We start from the raw sequence: 17,222 nt of genomic DNA, 5'->3' as shown, positions 1-17,222 counted from the left end.
CGGCACGCCCCGCCGGTCACGACCACTGCATCTCCAGCAGCGACCGGATCTCCTCGGCGGCCGACCGCAGCTCCGCGAGGAAGATCCGCAGCAGCGGGTTGCGGTTGGTGGGCCGGGTGGCGACCCCGATCCGTCGGTGCAGTCGGGGATGGTCCAGTCGGCAGACGTGCACACCCGTGCTGTCGCCGAGCCCGAGGGCCGGGACGAGCGCGATACCCATGCCCGCGCGGGCCAGGTTGATCGTGACCTGGTAGTGATCACTGCGGCAGTGGACCCGCGGCCGGAATCCCTCGGCCGCACATGCGCGTTCCAGGACCGGTTCGCCGGTGTGGCCGCCGTGCGTACCGATCCAGCTCTCCCCCTCCAGAGCGGCGAGCCGGACCGCGGTGCGCCGACCGAGGCGGTGCCGCAACGGGAGGACCACCAGCTGCGGCTCGTCGAAGAACATCTCCACGCCCACGGCCGCCTGCCGGCACCAGGGGTCCAGCGGATGCTCGAAGACGACCGCCGCATCCAGCCGGCCCGCCTCCAGATCGGGCACCAGCTCGTGCGGCTGCCCCAGGATCAGCTCCAGCTCGACCTGGGGCCGCTCGGCCGCGAAGGCCGACAGCGCCCGAGGAAGCAGCTCCAGGCCCGAGGAAGCGAAGAAACCCAGCCGCAGTACCCCGGCGTCGCCTTCGGAGTGCGCTCGCAGATCGTCCTGTGCGACAGCCATCAGGTCGGCGACGGCCTGTGCGTGCTCGGCCAGCCGCACACCGGCCGCCGTCAGCCGCAGGCTCTGCGGCTGACGTTCCACCAACGCCACCGCGAGTTCCTGCTCCAGCCGGGCGAGTTGATGCGAGACGGCGGACGGGCTCAGATGCAGCGCCTGAGCCGCGGCCACGATGGTGCCCGTGCGGGCTATTTCCAGCAGTACGAGCAGTCGGGCACTGTTCAGCATCGGGTCAGATTAGGCCGTGCCGACGCACTGCGCCGCCCCGGCACCCGACCGAACGGTCGCCGACGGCACGACGGGCCCGGCGGGCTCGTCCACGTCCAGGCGCAGCAGGTCTTCCTCGGTCTCCCGGCGCACCACGGTGCGGGCACGGCCATCGGACACGAAGACGACTGCGGGGCGCGGCAACTTGTTGTAGTTGGACGCCATGGCATATCCGTATGCGCCCGTGACCGGCGTTGCCAGAAGGTCACCCACCGCGACCTCGGCCGGCAGGGCGGCGTCGTCGACGATCACATCGCCGCTCTCGCAGTGTTTGCCGACCAGCCGTGCCCGCAGCGGTCGCGGGGCGCGGGGGCGACGCGGCAGGAACACCTCGTAGCGGCTGCCGTACAGGGCGGGGCGAAGATTGTCGCTCATCCCGCCGTCGACGCTGACGTATGTCCGCACGCCCTCGATCCGCTTGATCGTGCCCACCCGGTACAGAGTCAGCCCCGCGCGGGCGGCGATGGACCGGCCGGGCTCCACTGTCACGTCGCCGCCCCAGCCCGCATCGCGCACCGCGGTGCGCACCCGGGCCGCCCAGTCCGCGAACGAGGGTACGGTCTGCCCCGCCTCGTACGCGACTCCGAGGCCGCCGCCGACGGTGAGCCGGTGCACCCCTGTCTCCGCGGCGAACCGTGCGACGGCCGCGGCTCCTGCCGCGAGCTCCGCCGTGTCCAGCACCTGGGAGCCCACATGCGCGTGGACGCCCTCCAGGATCATCGCCGCGGAGCCGGCGGCCCGCCGCACGGCGGCTGCGGCGGTCCCGCCGACGAGGCCGAAGCCGAACTTCGAGTCGTTGCCACCGGTCCGGATCGCCTCGTGTGCGCCTGCGGCGACACCGGGCGCAACCCGCAACTGGACCCGAGCGGGCGGCAGTTGTTCCTCGGCGTGCAGAAGCTCGATGCGGTCCATCTCGTCGAAGCTGTCGACCACCACGTGCCGCACCCCGGCTGACATGGCCGTGCGCAGCTCCGCCTCGTCCTTGTTGTTGCCGTGCAGCACGATCCGTCCGACCGGAACACCCGCGTGCAGCGCCACCCGCAGCTCGCCGCCGGAGGCGACATCGAGCAGCAGCCCCTCCTCATGGGCCAGTCGGGCCATGGCCGTGCACAGGAATGCCTTGGAGGCGTAGGCGACGTTGTCCTGGCCGAAGGCCGCGACCGCCTCCCGGCAGCGTCGGCGCAGGTGCTCCTCGTCGTACACGAAGAGCGGTGTTCCCGAACGCTGTGCCAGTTCGGTGAGCAGGACCCCTCCGACGGCGAGCCCTTCCGGGCGGATCTCGGAAGTGAAGGGCAGCAGACCCGTTTCGATGGCTGACGACATGGTTCCTCCCCGTAGGCCGGTTCTCCGCCATCCTGCGGCCTGCACAAGGGGTCACAAAAGCGCATTCTTCCGTGGCTGAGCCTCGCTGTTTTCGATGCTCATGCCGCGTCGAGGGTCGCGGGAAGGGATTCGTACCGGACCGGGGAACTCCCTGCACAAGGTCGTGATCAGTCCTCCATCGATGACGAAGTCCGATCCGGTGACGTTGCCCGAACGGCCGCTCGCCAGCAGCAGCACCAGATCGGCGACTTCTTCCGGCCGGGTGAACCTCCTGGTCACCGCTTGGGCCGCGAACTCCTGGGCGACGGTGTCCGGTGCGGTGCCGTCGGCCGCTGCGACGGTCGCCGCGATGCCTCCCTCCCCCAGCCAGAGATCCGTGGCGACGGGTCCGGGGCTGACGGTGTTCACCCGTACCCCGTGCGGGCCGGCCTCCTTGGACAGGGCCTTGCAGAAGTTGGTCAGGGCAGCCTTGCTCGCGCAGTAGTCGATGACCGAGGGGTCGGGCAGAAAGGCGCTGACCGAGCTGACCGTGACGATGGAGCCCGAGCCGCCCTTGATCAGGTGCGGCAGGGCATGCCGGCCGTTGGGACGGGTCCGCCCCTCTTCGCCTACGTGACACCTTGGTGTGTTGTCGTCACACGTTCTTCGGCAACGTCCAGGGCATGGCGCACCGCACCCATCGCAACGGCTCGTTCGCCGAGCACCGATGCGTTCAGCTCGACCGGCACCAGGGTGTGCGATCGCAGATGCCTGCGCACAGGGCCCAGCAGGGTGTCCCCCGCTCGCGACACCCCGCCGCCGATGACGACCCTGCCCGGATCGAGGACGAGCAGAAGTACGGCGAGTCCTCGGGCGAACCGGGCGGCCACGCGCTCCACCACCTCGACGGCGGCCCGGTCGCCCGCTTCCGCCGCTGCGAAGAGCGGTGCGATGTCATGGGCGTCGCCCACGGGAGCGCCGGCCTCCAGGGCCAGCCGGTGAATGGCCTCGGCGCCGACGAGCCGCTCGAACGGCCCCATGCCGTCGGCCGGGCGCGGGCCGGGACGGGTGTCGGGGTCACCGACGAGGTCGATGAAGCCCAGTTCACCGGCGGCGGCCGAATTCCCCCGGTAGGGCCTGCCGTTGATGACGATGCCGGTGCCGATACGCCGCCCCCACTGCACGAAGACCAGGCAGTCGGTGCGCACACCGGCGTCGGCGCCACTGCCCGCTTCGGTGGGGGCCACGGCTCCGCGCCAACGCTCGGCGAGCACCGCGAGGTTGACGTCGTTGTCGATGGACACCGGGCAGTGCAGCCAGTCACGCAGCAGCGAAACAGCGGGCAGCCCGGCCCATTCGGGAATGCTGGGAGCGAGCAGCACCTCGCCCCGCTCGCGGTCGACGATGCCCGGGGTGCCCGTACTCACCGCCCACAGGCTCGACAACGGCACGCCCGCCTCGGCCGCTGCCGCCGTCAGTGCGGCGCGGACGGTGGCGAAGAGCTGCGGCCCGGCCGCTCCCCCGTCCACGGCTGCACGATGGGTGGCCAGCACCTGACCTGCCAGGTCCGCGATCACCACCAGCACCTTGTGCGGACCGATGTCGACCCCGGCGACATGTCCCGACTCGGCACGGAACCGGGCGTACTGGGCGGGGCGGCCGAGCTGCTGCGGTCCGGCAGCCGCAGTGAACTCCACCAGGCCGCAGTCCCTCAACTCGGTCAGGGCCCTGGTCACCGCGGGCCGTGACAGTCCGGTGAGCGATGCGAGGTCGGTGACGCGGGCGGTGGGAGTGTTCCCCTCCCGCAGCGCGGCCAGCACCGCGGCTACGTTCATCCGCCGCAGGACGTGCGGACCGGTGGCCGCTGCTTTCCGGACTGGCATGTGCGTCAACTCCCTTGCCCGACCGTGCTGTCGGCACTGTACCCAGCGCTTCGAGAACCAGGGCCGTCGGCGCTCTTGACGACCGCAGCACAGCCGCCCATATTAACGAATGCTCCGTTAGTAAGTCTGATGCGCGTCCGCACCATGTCCCCGGCAAGCCCCCGCATCCCTACTTCGGACGAGGTCAAACCTTGAGAAGCCTCAGATCCTGGATCGTCGCCTGCACGACCGCCCTCGCAGTGCTGACCGCGGCGCTGAGCACTCCTGCCGCTCCGGCAGAAGCCGCCCCCAGCGACAGGCACGCCTTCGCCCCCGGGCCGGCAGAGGCAGCACTGCGCCGCCTCCTCCCCCGGCACGCGGGGCAGTTCGACCTCGTACCGGTGAGCCGCACCGCATCCGGTGACTACTTCGCCGTCTCCGGGACCACGGGTCATGTGCGCATCCAGGGCACCAGCCCCGCCGTGCTCCTCAGCGGCGTCAACTGGTACCTCAAGTACACGGCCGAGGTGGACATCGGCTGGCCCGGCGACAGCACGTCGAAGCTCCCGAAGAATCTCCCGGCACCTGCCGGCACGGTCCGCCAGGACGCCTCGGTGCCGCATCGGTTCGCCCTCAACGACACGGACGACGGCTACTCCGGTGCGTACCGGAGCTGGGCCTCGTACGAGAAGCAGATCGACGTCCTCGCGCTGCACGGCGTCAACGAGGTGTTCGTGCAGATGGGCGCGGATGCCGTGTACTACGACACCTTCCAGGAGTTCGGGTACACGAAGAAGGAGCTCACGTCCTGGATTCCGGGCCCGGCGCACCAGCCGTGGTGGCTGATGCAGAACATGTCCGGGTTCGGCGGCCCGGTCACCGAGAAGCTGCTGGATCAGCGCGCCGCGCTCGGCCGCAGGATCGCCGACCGGCTGCGCCGACTCGGCATGACGCCGGTCCTGCCCGGCTATTACGGCACGGTCCCGCCCGGATTCACGGACCGCAACCCCACCGGCCCCGTGGTCCCGCAGGACGGCTGGGTCGGTTTCGAACGGCCGGACTGGCTGGACCCGCGCAGCGAGATGTTCCCGAAGGTCGCAGAGGCCTTCTACCGTCACCAGCGCAAGCTGTTCGGCGACTCCGCCATGTACAAGATGGATCTGCTGCACGAAGGCGGCAAGCCGGGCAACGTGCCCATCGGGGACGCGGCCAAGGCCGTCATGAACGCCCTGCAGACCGCGCACCCGGGTGCCACCTGGGTCCTGCTCGGCTGGCAGAACAACCCCTCCACGCAGCTCATCGACGCGGTCGACAAGAGCAAGCTCTTCATCGTCGACGGACTCGCGGACCGCTACAACGGCCTGGAACGCGAGGCCGCCTGGCACGGCGCACCCTATGCCTTCGGGACCATCCCCAACTTCGGCGGCCACACCACGATCGGGGCCAACACCGCTGTCTGGACAACCCGGTTCAATGAGTGGCGTACGAAGCCGAACAGTGCGCTCCAGGGAATCGCGTACCTGCCGGAAGGCACCGGCGGCAACCCCGTCGCGTACGAACTCTTCACCGAACTCGCCTGGCGCATCGCCCCGTTGGACCACTCGGCCTGGTTTGCCGAATACGCCGAACGCCGTTACGGCGGCGCCGACCCGCATGCCGCCAAGGCGTGGGAACTGCTGCGGACCGGCCCCTACAGCACCCCGTCCGGCACCTGGAGCGAGTCCCAGGACAGCCTCTTCACCGCACGCCCCGGGCTGACCGTCGGCACGGCGGCCAGCTGGAGCCCGTCGTCCATGCGGTACGACGCGACGACGGTGCAGCAGGCGCTCACGGAGCTGCTCCAAATCGCCCCCGATCTGCGGGAGTCGGATGCGTACCGCTTCGACGTGGTGGATGTGGCCCGACAGGCCCTGGCAAACCGCAGCCGTACACTGCTGCCGCAGATCAAGTCCGCGTACGAGGGGAAGGACCTCGCCCTGTACCGGCAACGGACCTCGGAGTGGAAGCAGGACCTTGCCCTGCTCGACCGGCTGCTGGCCACCGACCGGCGGTTCATGCTGGGGCCCTGGCTGAAGGACGCCAAGTCCTGGGGCAGCACCGATGCCGAGCGGGCCGCCGCGGAATTCGACGCCCGCTCGATCCTCACCACCTGGGGCCATCGGTCCGGCAGCGAGTCCGGCGGGCTGCGCGACTACGCGAACCGCGAATGGTCGGGCCTGGTCTCCGACTTCTACGCCAAGCGCTGGATGCTCTACCTCGACTCCCTCGACACGGCCCTGGTCACCGGGCAGCCGCCCGCCGCGATCGACTGGTTCGAGCGGGACAACGCCTGGAACCTGGACCTCAAGAGCTACCCGGTGAAGCCCACGGGCGACCCGGTGGCACTGGCCGAAACCGTACGCGCAGCCCTTCCGGCACCTGTCGCTCCGGCTGCCGGTGCCTGATCGACTGGCCCCGTGTGATCGCCCGCCCGAAGTACCGGCCGGCGACCCGCTTCTGCACCGGCGACAGCCCCATGACTCAGGCCCTAACGCGTCAACACCTCTACCTCCAGCGCGACTTGGCCAATGAGTTAACGCGTTGAAGTGCGTACACGCGGCCAGGATCCTGACCCACTCCCAGATTCGGGCGAAGAAGCCGGTCAGCCGCGAGCAAGCGGCGAGGGTGCACGTTCCCGGATCGCACGGAAGCGCTGTTTGCCGACCGGCCGTCGGCCGTATGCTGACGTTCCGTGAAACGCTGGGGGAGCGCATGCGATCGGGCGAGGTGCTGAACGGCCGCTATCGGCTGGAGGAGCGGCTGGGCGCGGGGGGTTTCGGTGTGGTATGGAAGGCGTACGACCCTCAGGTACAGCGTGCGGTGGCCGTCAAGGTCGGAGTACCCCGGTCGGCGCGCGAGGGCCTGCGTATGGCGCGCGAGGCCAGGATCAACGGCAATCTCCCGCATCCGCACATAGCAACCGTGTACGACTTCGGAGAGGCGGACCACGACGGGGAGCGCACGCTCTATCTCGTCATGGAACTCATCGACGGTGAGCCGCTGTCCGCGATCCTCGCGCGTGAACTCCCGCCGCTCGACTCGGCCCTGGAGTGGGCCGCACAGATTTGCGGCGCGCTGGCCGCCGCGCATGATGCGGGCGTGGTCCACAGGGACATCAAGCCGGGAAACGTGATGATCACGCGAGCGGGTACGGTCAAGGTCCTGGACTTCGGTATTGCCCGGGACCAGGCTGGGGGCACGCGGCTGACCAGCGAGAACGCCATCATTGGCTCGCTTGCCTATATGGCGCCGGAACGCTGGACCGACAAGGGTGTCGACGGACGCGCCGACCTTTACGCGCTGGGCTGCATGCTGCTGGAGATGTGTGCCGGGCGGTTGCCTTTCCAGGGTGAGGAATGGCAGGAGTTCTGCGTCCAGCACACCACGGCCGAGCCTCCGGCGCCGAGTTCGCTGCGGTGGGGGCTGCCGACCGCTCTCGACGAGCTGGCCGTGGAGCTGTTGGCCAAGGACCCTGCCGACCGGCCGCGGCGTGCGGGGGAGGTCGAGCGGCGGTTACGGGCAATCCTGGCCCTTCAGTTGACCGGAGTCCATGGGGAGGTGGGACGAGGAATGCCGGAGGCCGTCGACGTCCGCCGGGCAGCGAGCACCAACCCGGCGACCGGTCCGGGCGGCTTCACCGGGGATTCACGCACCCCCGCCTCGCCGCTCCCTGCCCCTCGGCAGTCCCGCTTCCGGCGTTACAGGTTGCTCGCCGGTGCCGCGGCGGCCGGCGCGGTGAGCTTGATCGCCGTGACCGCGTCGCAACTCGCCCCGTTCGGCGGTGACACCGGCGCGAACGGGATCTCGCCTCCCGTCACCCAGAGCCCTGCCGCTCCTGACGCGCAGGGCGGAGGGGGCCGATCGGACACATCCTCCCCGTCGCAGTCTCCGAGCGCCGCCCCGAGCGCGTCCCCCACGCCGCACCGTTCCTCGGCCGAGCCGCAAGCACAGCCCCCTGTCCGTTCGCCCAGCAGCGCGACGGCGCGCCCTGCCGCCCCGAAGCCGCCCGCGCTGCCCACGGGCTGGTTCCGGCTCACCAACGCGGCCAGCCGGATGTGCCTGACTGTGCCCGACGGATCCACCGCTGCAGCCGAGGGGCTCGTCCAGTCCGCCTGCGGGGTCGGCCTGGAACAGTTCTGGCAGCTCACCAAGGAGGGACGCAGCGCCTCGGGCACGGTGTACTCGATCCGCAACGGCAACAGCGGCCTGTGCCTGTCCATCGACGCCGCCCGCAAGGAGGAAGGGACCGTCGTCACTCAGTACCTGTGCGGCGACGAGGACGGCCTCTTCCCGGACCAGTACTGGATGTTCCGCTACAACCACACGTTTCATGCCTGGCAGATGGTCAGCCGGAACAGCGGGAAATGCGTCGCGATCCGCGAGGGCGGCGGTGATCTGGAGCAGGCCCTCCAACTGGCGTGCGGGAACGGCGGGTGGCTGCTGTGGCGGACGTGATGGCGCCCGAGTCGGCCAGTTCGCGGAGCGGGGCGCGTGCGAGATGATCGCGACCCTTGATCCGACAGTACTGGGAGAGCAGATCGGCAGAGCGATTGGCGCTGACCGAAGAAAGACAGTGATGCCACCCCCCGATGGTCCCGCGCGGCTGGCCGACCGTGTTGCTCAGCTCGCCCATTGAGGAAATGCGCCGCTGTCGGTGGGCAGAGATCCACGCTCGATCTCTCGTGACGGGTAATCCTCAGGTCGGCAATGGTGCGCTGGAGGCGCTCAGGCGACCAGAGGCCGGTCCTGTGGGGCGATGGGCGCCGGAAGCACCGTGGAGCCGCTCAGATAGCGGTCCGTGGCGGCCGCGGCGGACCGTCCCTCTGCGATGGCCCACACCACGAGGGACTGGCCGCGTCCCGCGTCACCGGCGATGAACATCCCGACGGTCCCGGTGCGGGCTGTCCGCTCGGCCGACTTTGCTGTTTCGGCCGCGAAGGCAGCATTCCGGGCGAAGTTTCCCCGGTCGTCCAGCGTGAGCCCGAGCTGCCGCATCAGGCCGGTGCCCCGTTCGGGACCGAAGAAGCCGAGGGCGAGCAGGACCAGATCCGCCGGAATCACACGTTCCGTCTCCAGCCGCGGCCTTCTGCCCTCGGGCTCCACTTCCGCCAGGCGCAGCGCGCGCACTTGGCCGGACCGGTCCCCTTCGAAGCTGAGGGTGGCGCAGGAGAAGACTCTCGGATCCGCGCCCTCTCGCCCCCGGGCCTCTTCATGAGCATGGGATATCCGATAGACCTTCGGATACACGGGCCAGGGATCGGTGTCCCGCCGGGTGTCACCGGGCTCCGGATTGATGTCCAACTGCACGACGGAGGCGGCGCCCTGACGCAGGACGGTGCCCAGACAGTCCGAGCCGGTGTCCCCGCCACCGATGATCACCACGTGTTTGCCCTCGGCGGTGACTACAGGCACATCGTGGTCGCCCGCCGCGACCCTGTTGGCCAGGGTCAGGTAGTCCATGGCCTGGTGGATGCCGTAAAGCTCACGGCCCGGGACAGGCAGTTCCCGTTGCCCCGTGGCTCCGACTGCGATGACGACCGCGTCGTGCCGCTCTGCGAGCTCGCCGGCGTCGAGATCGCTGCCGACGTCCACACACGTGCGGAACTTGGTGCCCTCCACCCGCATCTGCTCGATACGGCGGTCCAGGTGGCGCTTCTCCAGCTTGAACGCGGGGATGCCATAGCGCAGCAGCCCGCCGATGCGGTCGGCGCGCTCGTAGACGGCGACGGTGTGACCGACGCGGGTGAGTTGTTGTGCTGCCGCCAGTCCCGCGGGGCCGGAGCCGATGACGGCGACGGTCTTGCCGCTGAGCCGCCCGGGCGGCTCAGGCGTCGCGTATCCGCGCGCCCAGATCTGGTCGGCGATCGCCTGTTCGACATTCTTGATCGTCACCGGATCGGCATTGATGGTGAGCACGCAGGCGTCCTCACACGGCGCCGGGCACAGCCGCCCGGTGAACTCCGGGAAGTTGTTCGTCGCGTGCAGCCGCTCGGCCGCCGCCCACCAGTCGCCCTTCCTCGCGTACACGTTCCATTCGGGGATGAGGTTACCCAGCGGGCACCCGCTGTGGCAGAACGGTATGCCGCAGTCCATGCAACGCCCCGCCTGCTCGGACACGAGCGGAAGTCGCGCCTGCCCCGCGTAGACCTCGTTCCAGTCTCTCAGCCGCTCCTGGACGGGGCGCGCCGGGACGGGCCGGCGGGGTGTCTTGAGGAAGCCGTAGGGGTCGCTCATGCGCCGCCTCCGTCGCTCACTCGCGGTACACAGACATGAGGCCCAGACTACGCCTGCACACCACCACGACCACCTGCTCGGTGCAGCGGTTTCAGCGCAAGCCGGGGGTGTCGGCGGACAGGTTGTCGATCACTGGTCGAAGGCGAGCCGTTCTGCACGGCGGAGCGGACTCCTTCCGCTTCTGCCTTGCCTGGCCGTCGCCGGTACGGGTGGTGCATCCCTGGCGACGGTCGTAGCGTCGATTCAGGAACAACTGCGGAAAGAACGGCGCCACCGCCCACCGACGAGTGCTTCTGGCGCGCAGACCGCAACACGCGGGGCGAGTGAGGCGTACCCGCGGGGTCGCCCGGGCTCGAAAGAGAGGCAGCTGGGGAGCTGATATGCAAAGAGACAAATTCAGAACAGCGGTCATGCTGTGTGCTGCCACAGCGCTCGCGGCAGCAGTAGTACCAGCGTCCGCATCCGCAGGGTCACCCGCGCCCGCCCGTGCAGTGGCCGTCGACTGTTTCTCGAATCCGCAAGTACGTCCCGGCGACTTCCTGCTCGCCTGCGGCGACGGCAACAACCACCTCATCGAACTTCGATGGTCCGCCTGGGGACACACGTCCGCTGTGGGCAGAGGACTCGATGCAGTGAATGACTGTCAGCCCTTCTGTGCCGCAGGCAGGTTCCACTCCTACCCCGTCATCGTCAGGCTCGACCGCCCGGACTCCTGGAAGAAGCACCCTGAGCTGAAACGCTTCACACGACTGCAACTCACCTACACCGACGGCAGGCCGTCGCAGACGCCGCGGGACGTGACATACAAACTCTGGGACTGATGATCCTGACGTCCCTCGGTCCGCCTCGCCACCTCGTGCCGGGTGCCTCTCCAGTGGGCGGCCACTCATAGGGTGGCGTGCGTGATCGTTCGCGAGGGCGCAGTGAACGCAGGCGATGGCTGGCGGCCGGGCTATCCGGCCGCGGCAGTGGTTTTCGCCATCGGGATGGCCGGGACCACCCTGCCCACACCGTTGTACGGGCTCTACCAGGAACAGATCGGGTTTTCCGAGCTGGTGGTGACCGTTGTGTTCGCCGTGTATGCCGTTGCGGTCATCACCATGCTTCTGGTGGCGGGAAACTACTCCGACAAGGTCGGCCGCAGACCGGTGCTCCTGTGCGCCATGGCTTTGTCGGCCGCGAGTGCGGGCTGCTTCCTCCTGCAGAGCGGCCTGCCTCTGCTCTTCGCGGGGCGGCTGTTGTCCGGCTGCGCGGCCGGCTTGCTGAGCGGTGCGGCGACAGCGGCCGTCATCGAGCTGGCCGGTCCGGGGCAGAAGGCGCGGGCCGGGTTCGCCGCCACCGCGGCGAACATGGGTGGTCTGGGCTGCGGGCCGCTGCTCGCCGGCCTCCTCGCGCAGTACACGCCCTGGCCGCTGATGCTGCCGTTCTGGGTCCACCTGGGGCTGGTGGCTGTGGCCTGTGGGATCACCTGGTTCCTGCCGGAGACCGTGGCGGAGCCGAAGCGATGGCCTCCCCTGACGCCGCAGGGAGTCACGGTGCCTCCCGAGGTGAAGGGTGTGTTCACGCCCGCCTCGCTGGCGGCGTTCGCCGGCTTCGCGCTTCTCGGGCTCTTCACGGCGGTCGCGCCGAGTTTTGCCTCGCAGACGCTGGGTGTGCGCAACCTGGCTGTTTCGGGCGCCGTTGTGTTCTCCGTTTTCCTTGCTTCGACCGTCGGGCAGTCCTTGACACAACGGATCGGCGCGCGCCTCGCGCTCCCCGTGGGGTGCGGCATCCTCGTCGTGGGCCTGCTGCTTGTGGCGTCATCGCTGATCGCCGAATCCATGCTCCTGCTCGTCCTGGGTGCCCTGTGCGGCGGCTCCGGCCAGGGACTGGCCTTTCGCGCGGCACTCACCCTGGTCAGCGACGCGGCCCCGGCACAGCATCGTGGCGGCACGATTTCGGCGTTCTTCGTCGTCGCCTACGCCGGGATCTCGGTGCCGGTGGTGGGGGTCGGCGCCATGGCCACATGGCTCGGGCTGCGCCAAGCCGGGCTGATCTTCGCGGGCTGTGTGATGCTGCTGGCGGCGGGCGCTGGAACGTACGCTGCGCGCAGGCCGCCGACGGAGGCCTAAACGGTCACGCCGACGGTCGGGACGTCGGACAGCCGCCGCATCCGGAATCGATACCCCGAGGCGGCCGGACCGCCCCGGGGTCTCCAAGGCGGCCCGGACAGGATGCCGGTGTCTTCCCGCTGTGGGTCACGGCACGGCAGGCTTGAGCACGACAGGCAGCTCCGCGAGGCCGCGGAAGGCCGGGAACGGAACCTCCATCCAGGGTGCCTCACGCGCGGGGTCCGCCAGAGCCGCACTCGGGAAACGGCTGAACAGACCCGTGAGAGCGAGTTGCACCTCCAGTCTGGCCAGAGGCGCTCCCAGGCAGTAGTGGATGCCGTGCCCGAACCCCAGATGGGCACTTTGCGCATTCGCCGGTCGCTTCACATCGAACTCATCCGGAGAGTCGAATTTCAGCGGGTCGCGGTTGGCCGAACTGAGCGCGATCTGAACCAGGGATCCCTTCGGAATCCGCGTCCCGGCGATCTCTACGTCCTCGGTCGCGAAGCGGAACGTCGCGCTCTCCACCGAGCCCTCGAAGCGCACCAGTTCTTCCACAGTCTGTCCGACCAACTCCGGGTTCTCCTGCACGGCGCGGAGTTGCGCAGGATGGGTGAGGAGATGGTGGACGGCGTTGCCGATGAGGTAGGCGGTCGTCTTGTGCCCCGCGAACATCAGCAGGAACGCGGTCGAGATCAGCTCCTGCTCGGTGAGCCCGCCATTTTCGTCCTGGGCCGCGGTGAGCGCGCTGAGCAGGTCCTCACCCGGGCGGCTGCGCTTGCGCGAGAGGAGATCCGCGAAGTACGTGTGCAGGTTCTCTTCCGCCTTCTGCTGGGCCTGCTTGGATTCCTTGCTGAATCCTGTCTGCGCCACCGTGGTGGACAGGCGCTGCAGCTCCGACCGTTCGTCCGGCGCCACGCCGAGCAGGTCACAGATCACGATGATCGGCAGCGGGAACGCGAACGCGGGCAGCAGATCGACCGGTTCGCGGGTCGCACAGTTGTCCAGCAGCGTGTCGACGATGTCCTGGATCCGCGGCCGCAGCGACTCCACGCGACGCGGGGTGAACGTGGAGCTGACGAATCTGCGCAGCCGGGTGTGCTTGGGCGGGTCGGAGTTGAGCATGTGGTCGTCCAGAGCCACGGACGAGTCACCGAAGATCCTCCGGTAGGCGTCCATGGCCCCGTACATGTCCTTGCTGAGCCGCGGATCCGCCAGGGCCGCTCTCGCGTCCTGGTACCGCGTGATCAGGTACGTGTCGACGCCGTGCGGCGGCCGCATGGGGCAGACGGGTGCCGTGTCCCTGAGGCTCGCGTAGACCGGGTGCGGGTTCCGTCGGAACTCGGGGGTGCACCGCTCGGCTGCGGCGACCGGATCGTCCACAGTGGTCACGGACGGCTCCTGAGATCGAAGAGGGCCTCGGCGTTGCCGCCGAGGATGAGCTGCTGGGACGCCTTGTCGACCGGCAGCTTCTCGATCAGGCGCATGAACTCCTTCAGGGGCACGGACATCGGCGGCGAGTCGGTGCCGAACAGCATCCGCTCCGGCCCCAGCACCTCCGCGTTGAGGCCCAGGTGCGCCGGGCTGAATGTGCTGGTGTCGACATACATGCGCTGGAGTGCACCGCCCGGGTCGGCCGACGGCGGAGTGGAGGACGGAGCCGGGGCCGAGGACGGCGCCGGCGGCTTGCCCCCGCCCCAGTGCCGGGGACGCGCCGCTGTCTGCAGGCGTTCCGGCAGCAACGCCAGCGCACCGCCGCCGGTGGCACCGATCAGCCGCAGGCCGGGATATTTGTCCAGCCACCCCGCGAACGCGATCATCGCCATGCCCATGGTGACGTCGCCGAACCGGCCGATCTGCTCGACGAAGCCGAAGTCGTCGACCCGGTCCGTGCCGATCGGTTCGGCCGGGGCGTGCACCAGGACCGGTACTCCCGTCTCGGCCGCCAGTGCGAAGAAGGAGTCGGCTCGCGGAGAGCCGAGCAGTTCGCCGTGGACGCTGGAGGTGGTGATCAGGCCGACGAAGGCGGGATCCGCCAGCGTCTCCCGGACTCCTTCCAGGTGATCGTCGTCGCCGAACGGGTTGGCGTACACGTACCCGCGCAACTGGTCCGGGAAGGTGGCGATCAGGCCCGACATCCAGGCGTGGAAGCTTCGGAGCCGGTCTCGTGGTTGCGCGTAGTTGTCGACGCCCGGAACCCGCGCCATGGCGCCGGCGCCGACCGGGCTGCCGATGATGGTGAGGTCGATGCCGGCCTGGGCGCGGGCGGCCAGCATTCCGTCGACGTCGGTCAGGCTGGGAGGCATGGGGAAGCTTCGGGCGGCCTCCGGTGGGGACAGATGTCCGTGGATGTCGATGATCACGTGTGGGTTCCCGGGTTCGGTGTGAGTGCGTGGGCGACGGCGACACAGTCCTCGTCGCCGTGTCCCTGGTCGGTGGCGCGGACGTGGGTCTGCGCGGCTGCGTCGACGAGGGGGAGCCGCAGTCCGGCCGCCGCGGCCTGCTCGGCAGCGAGCAGGAGGTCCTTGGCCATCAGGCTCAGCCGGAAGTCGGGCTTGTCGAAACGCCCGGCTGCCAGCCGCTTGGACTTGAACGCCATGACGGGCGAGGCGAAGCCGCTGCCGGCGATCGCGCCGAGGACGAGCTTCCGGTCGAGTCCGGTGGCGGCCGCCAGCTCGACGGCCTCGGCCAGAGCCTGCACCTCGATCCCCATCAGCAGGTTGAGGAGCAGCTTCATCCGCATGCCGGAACCGAGTTCGCCGAGGTGGACGACCTCCTTGCTCAGCAGTTCGAGCAGCGGCCGCCCCGCGGTGAAGACCCGTTCCTCGCCGCCGACGAACAGCCGCAGCTCACCGCTGCGGGCGTGCTCCCGGTTGCCGAGCATGCCGACGTCCAGAACGGAGTGTGTGTCGCCGGTGAGGCGGACGACCTCTTCGGGGGCGACCGTGCTGGCGCAGACCAGGGCTCCGGGGTACGGGCCCCCGGTCAGGATCCCGTCCGGTCCGTGCAGTACGGCGGCGAGGGCATCGCCGTCGGTCACGGTGCAGATGGCAGCGCTCGTGCCCTCGACGGCATCGGCCGGATGGGCTGCGGCAACGGCGCCGGCCCGGGCGAGCGGTTCGGTCCGCCCCGGGGTGCGGTTCCAGACCCGCACCTGAACGCCCTGCTCGAGAAGGCGAGTGGCCAGGCCGGTGCCCATCGTGCCGAGCCCCAGGATGGCGACGGGGCCAGTGGTGGGGTGCGTCATGCCTTCACCCCCACGGTCTCCTGAATGACCCGGTATCGCAGCGACTGGGTCTGGTCGACCCAGACGCGCAGCGGAGCCAGCAGTGCGCGATGGTCCTCGCCCTGTTGCCAGGCGAAGAAGTGGTCGGGCGTCTCCCACTCGCTGGTGATCACCCACTGGCGGGAGTCGTCGATGGGTTCTCCGAGCCGGTCGATGATGTGTCCCGGGACGCTGGCGACGGACTTCCTTATTTGCTCGTACGCCTCCAGAAACCCCTGCTCACCGCCCTCGATGACGTGGACCGTGTACACCACGGAAAGCCTGTCGGCCGAGCGGCCGTTCTGCTCAGCGTGCATGTCTTCTCCTGAAGGCTGAGATCTGTCAGAGCACGACTCCCACAGACTCATGGCCCCCGTGGCCACGCAACTCCGGCGTGGCCACAGCCCAATGGAGAGAAGGCAGCCCCCACGTTTGCTGGCGCGGTCGGGTGAGATCGGAAGGGCCTGCTCGGCGCCCACCCGGAACCGCTCCTTGGGGCCGGAGCCCGCCTCGGACTCGGCCGACTCGTCGAACGCCGCGGGGCCCGGACGTGCCTGCACGATCTGTCGGGGCGGGGCCGGGGCGCCAGGGCTCGTCCGGGGTCAGTCGGATGTCCGGCGCAGGACCGGACTGACGAAGCCCCACATGTCCCGGTAGACGCGCAACCATTCGGTGCGGCGGATCGCGGCTGTCTCGAGCACGTGCGAGCTGTCCGGGTCGGCAGGGTGGTCCGGGGCCCACGAGGCGAGTGCTCCCCAGCAGGCCCACTCGTACTTCTCCAGCTCACGGCGCGTGCTGATATGCCCGTGGACGGGAGTCCACCCGTCGGCGACGACACGGTCCACGGTGGTCGCCAGGTCGGTGAGGTCCCCGAACATCTCGACGGCCTCCGGTGACGGCTCACGTTCCCAGAAGCCCTCGCCGATCAGGACGCGTCCGCCCGGGGCCAGGTGCTTGCGCGCCGCCGCGAGGGTGGGCAGCAGGCCGCCGAAGGCATGCGTGGCCCCGACGCCGAGTACCAGGTCGAACGAGTACGTGGAACGGAAGTCCGCAGCCTCCTGGTGGTGCAGTGCAAGGCGCGTGCGGACGCCGAGGCGACTCGCGGCCTCACGGGCCTGCCGAAGCGCGTGCTCGGAGTTGTCGACGCCCTCGGCAAGCAGGTGCGGGTGCGTCTTCAGGGCGCGCAGAAGCCATTCCCCGCCGCCGCAACCCAGGTCGAGTACCCGCTCGTCGCCACGCGGGACGCCACGTTCCAGCAGTTGTCGCACCGATTCGTCGTCGAAGGGGACTTGATCGGGTGGTCGGCATGGGCATGCCCGGAGATCTGTTCACGGTTCACCGGCGTAGCCTGACAGCGCCGAGGATCGCACGCATGTCTTTTTCCTCTGGGGACTCGACTCCCTGTCAGAAAACAATCGGGAACCGGGATCCGACCCGCTTCACGTCCACCG

Annotated in this window: 13 protein-coding genes and 1 pseudogene; 4 read left to right on the top strand and 10 right to left on the bottom strand. The window is 69.4% G+C overall.

Going from position 1 to position 17,222, the window contains the following annotated elements; all coding sequences use genetic code 11:
• Positions 1–16: 16 nt before the first annotated feature.
• Genes OG953_RS38550 through OG953_RS38535 form a run of 4 tightly spaced genes read right to left on the bottom strand, consistent with a single transcriptional unit; the run spans position 17 to position 4,164 of the window.
• Positions 17–940 (bottom strand): LysR family transcriptional regulator, encoded by a 924-nt coding sequence (locus tag OG953_RS38550; RefSeq protein WP_405690271.1) that lies wholly within the window; start codon positions 938–940, stop codon positions 17–19.
• A 9-nt stretch (positions 941–949) separates the two neighbouring features.
• Positions 950–2,302 carry a diaminopimelate decarboxylase gene (lysA, locus tag OG953_RS38545; RefSeq protein ID WP_405690269.1) on the bottom strand — a complete coding sequence of 451 codons (1,353 nt, stop codon included), beginning with the start codon at positions 2,300–2,302 and terminating at the stop codon, positions 950–952.
• A 51-nt stretch (positions 2,303–2,353) separates the two neighbouring features.
• The gene (locus OG953_RS38540; RefSeq protein ID WP_405692312.1) at positions 2,354–2,872 is read right to left on the bottom strand and encodes an SDR family NAD(P)-dependent oxidoreductase; all 519 of its coding nucleotides are present in this window, start codon (positions 2,870–2,872) and stop codon (positions 2,354–2,356) included.
• A 38-nt stretch (positions 2,873–2,910) separates the two neighbouring features.
• Positions 2,911–4,164, bottom strand: a complete 1,254-nt coding sequence (locus OG953_RS38535) for an ROK family protein (RefSeq protein ID WP_405690267.1) — start codon at positions 4,162–4,164, stop codon at positions 2,911–2,913.
• Positions 4,165–4,355: 191 nt separating this feature from the next.
• Between OG953_RS38535 and OG953_RS38530 the strand changes: the two genes are divergently transcribed.
• Positions 4,356–6,587 (top strand): alpha-N-acetylglucosaminidase, encoded by a 2,232-nt coding sequence (locus OG953_RS38530; RefSeq protein WP_405690266.1) that lies wholly within the window; start codon positions 4,356–4,358, stop codon positions 6,585–6,587.
• A gap of 274 nt (positions 6,588–6,861) precedes the next feature.
• On the top strand, positions 6,862–8,637 hold the full coding sequence (locus OG953_RS38525; RefSeq protein ID WP_405690264.1) for a serine/threonine protein kinase: 1,776 nt from the start codon (positions 6,862–6,864) through the stop codon (positions 8,635–8,637).
• Positions 8,638–8,907: 270 nt separating this feature from the next.
• Here OG953_RS38525 and OG953_RS38520 read toward each other — a convergent pair whose 3' ends face one another.
• Positions 8,908–10,416, bottom strand: coding sequence for a glutamate synthase subunit beta (locus OG953_RS38520; protein ID WP_405690262.1), 1,509 nt, complete (start codon positions 10,414–10,416; stop codon positions 8,908–8,910).
• Positions 10,417–11,048: 632 nt separating this feature from the next.
• On the opposite strand from OG953_RS38520, the gene OG953_RS38515 reads away from it, so the two are divergent.
• Positions 11,049–11,237, top strand: a complete 189-nt coding sequence (locus tag OG953_RS38515) for a hypothetical protein (protein WP_308427414.1) — start codon at positions 11,049–11,051, stop codon at positions 11,235–11,237.
• An 81-nt stretch (positions 11,238–11,318) separates the two neighbouring features.
• Complete coding sequence (locus OG953_RS38510; protein ID WP_405690260.1) at positions 11,319–12,527, top strand: MFS transporter; 1,209 nt, start codon at positions 11,319–11,321, stop codon at positions 12,525–12,527.
• Positions 12,528–12,653: 126 nt separating this feature from the next.
• Here OG953_RS38510 and OG953_RS38505 read toward each other — a convergent pair whose 3' ends face one another.
• The 5 genes and pseudogenes from OG953_RS38505 to OG953_RS38485 all read right to left on the bottom strand — a co-directional run bounded on the left by OG953_RS38505 (position 12,654) and on the right by OG953_RS38485 (position 17,110).
• Positions 12,654–13,898: a cytochrome P450 gene (locus OG953_RS38505; protein WP_405690258.1), complete on the bottom strand. Its 1,245-nt coding sequence runs from the start codon at positions 13,896–13,898 to the stop codon at positions 12,654–12,656.
• Positions 13,895–14,869, bottom strand: coding sequence for an amidohydrolase family protein (locus OG953_RS38500; protein ID WP_405690256.1), 975 nt, complete (start codon positions 14,867–14,869; stop codon positions 13,895–13,897). Before OG953_RS38500 ends, OG953_RS38505 begins: the two co-directional genes overlap by 4 nt.
• Complete coding sequence (locus tag OG953_RS38495) at positions 14,866–15,753, bottom strand: NAD(P)-dependent oxidoreductase (protein WP_405690254.1); 888 nt, start codon at positions 15,751–15,753, stop codon at positions 14,866–14,868. Before OG953_RS38495 ends, OG953_RS38500 begins: the two co-directional genes overlap by 4 nt.
• Positions 15,750–16,088: an antibiotic biosynthesis monooxygenase gene (locus tag OG953_RS38490; RefSeq protein WP_266364369.1), complete on the bottom strand. Its 339-nt coding sequence runs from the start codon at positions 16,086–16,088 to the stop codon at positions 15,750–15,752. Before OG953_RS38490 ends, OG953_RS38495 begins: the two co-directional genes overlap by 4 nt.
• Positions 16,089–16,373: 285 nt before the next feature.
• Positions 16,374–17,110, bottom strand: a pseudogene (locus OG953_RS38485) (SAM-dependent methyltransferase).
• Between the last annotated feature and the right edge of the window lie 112 nt (positions 17,111–17,222).

The sequence above is a fragment of the Streptomyces sp. NBC_00057 genome (assembly GCF_045041165.1).
GTDB lineage: Bacteria > Actinomycetota > Actinomycetes > Streptomycetales > Streptomycetaceae > Streptomyces.
Note: the sequence above shows the minus strand (reverse complement) of the source record. Positions and strands in the feature narration are given on the sequence as shown.

Bases quoted from the DNA above. Each gene is read 5' to 3' on its own strand.
- OG953_RS38550 (WP_405690271.1), bottom strand. From the start codon at position 940: ATGCTGAACAGTGCCCGACTGCTCGTACTGCTGGAAATAGCCCGCACG.
- lysA (WP_405690269.1), bottom strand. From the start codon at position 2,302: ATGTCGTCAGCCATCGAAACGGGTCTGCTGCCCTTCACTTCCGAGATC.
- OG953_RS38535 (WP_405690267.1), bottom strand. From the start codon at position 4,164: ATGCCAGTCCGGAAAGCAGCGGCCACCGGTCCGCACGTCCTGCGGCGG.
- OG953_RS38525 (WP_405690264.1), top strand. From the start codon at position 6,862: ATGCTGACGTTCCGTGAAACGCTGGGGGAGCGCATGCGATCGGGCGAG.
- OG953_RS38520 (WP_405690262.1), bottom strand. From the start codon at position 10,416: ATGAGCGACCCCTACGGCTTCCTCAAGACACCCCGCCGGCCCGTCCCG.
- OG953_RS38495 (WP_405690254.1), bottom strand. From the start codon at position 15,753: ATGACGCACCCCACCACTGGCCCCGTCGCCATCCTGGGGCTCGGCACG.
- OG953_RS38490 (WP_266364369.1), bottom strand. From the start codon at position 16,088: ATGCACGCTGAGCAGAACGGCCGCTCGGCCGACAGGCTTTCCGTGGTG.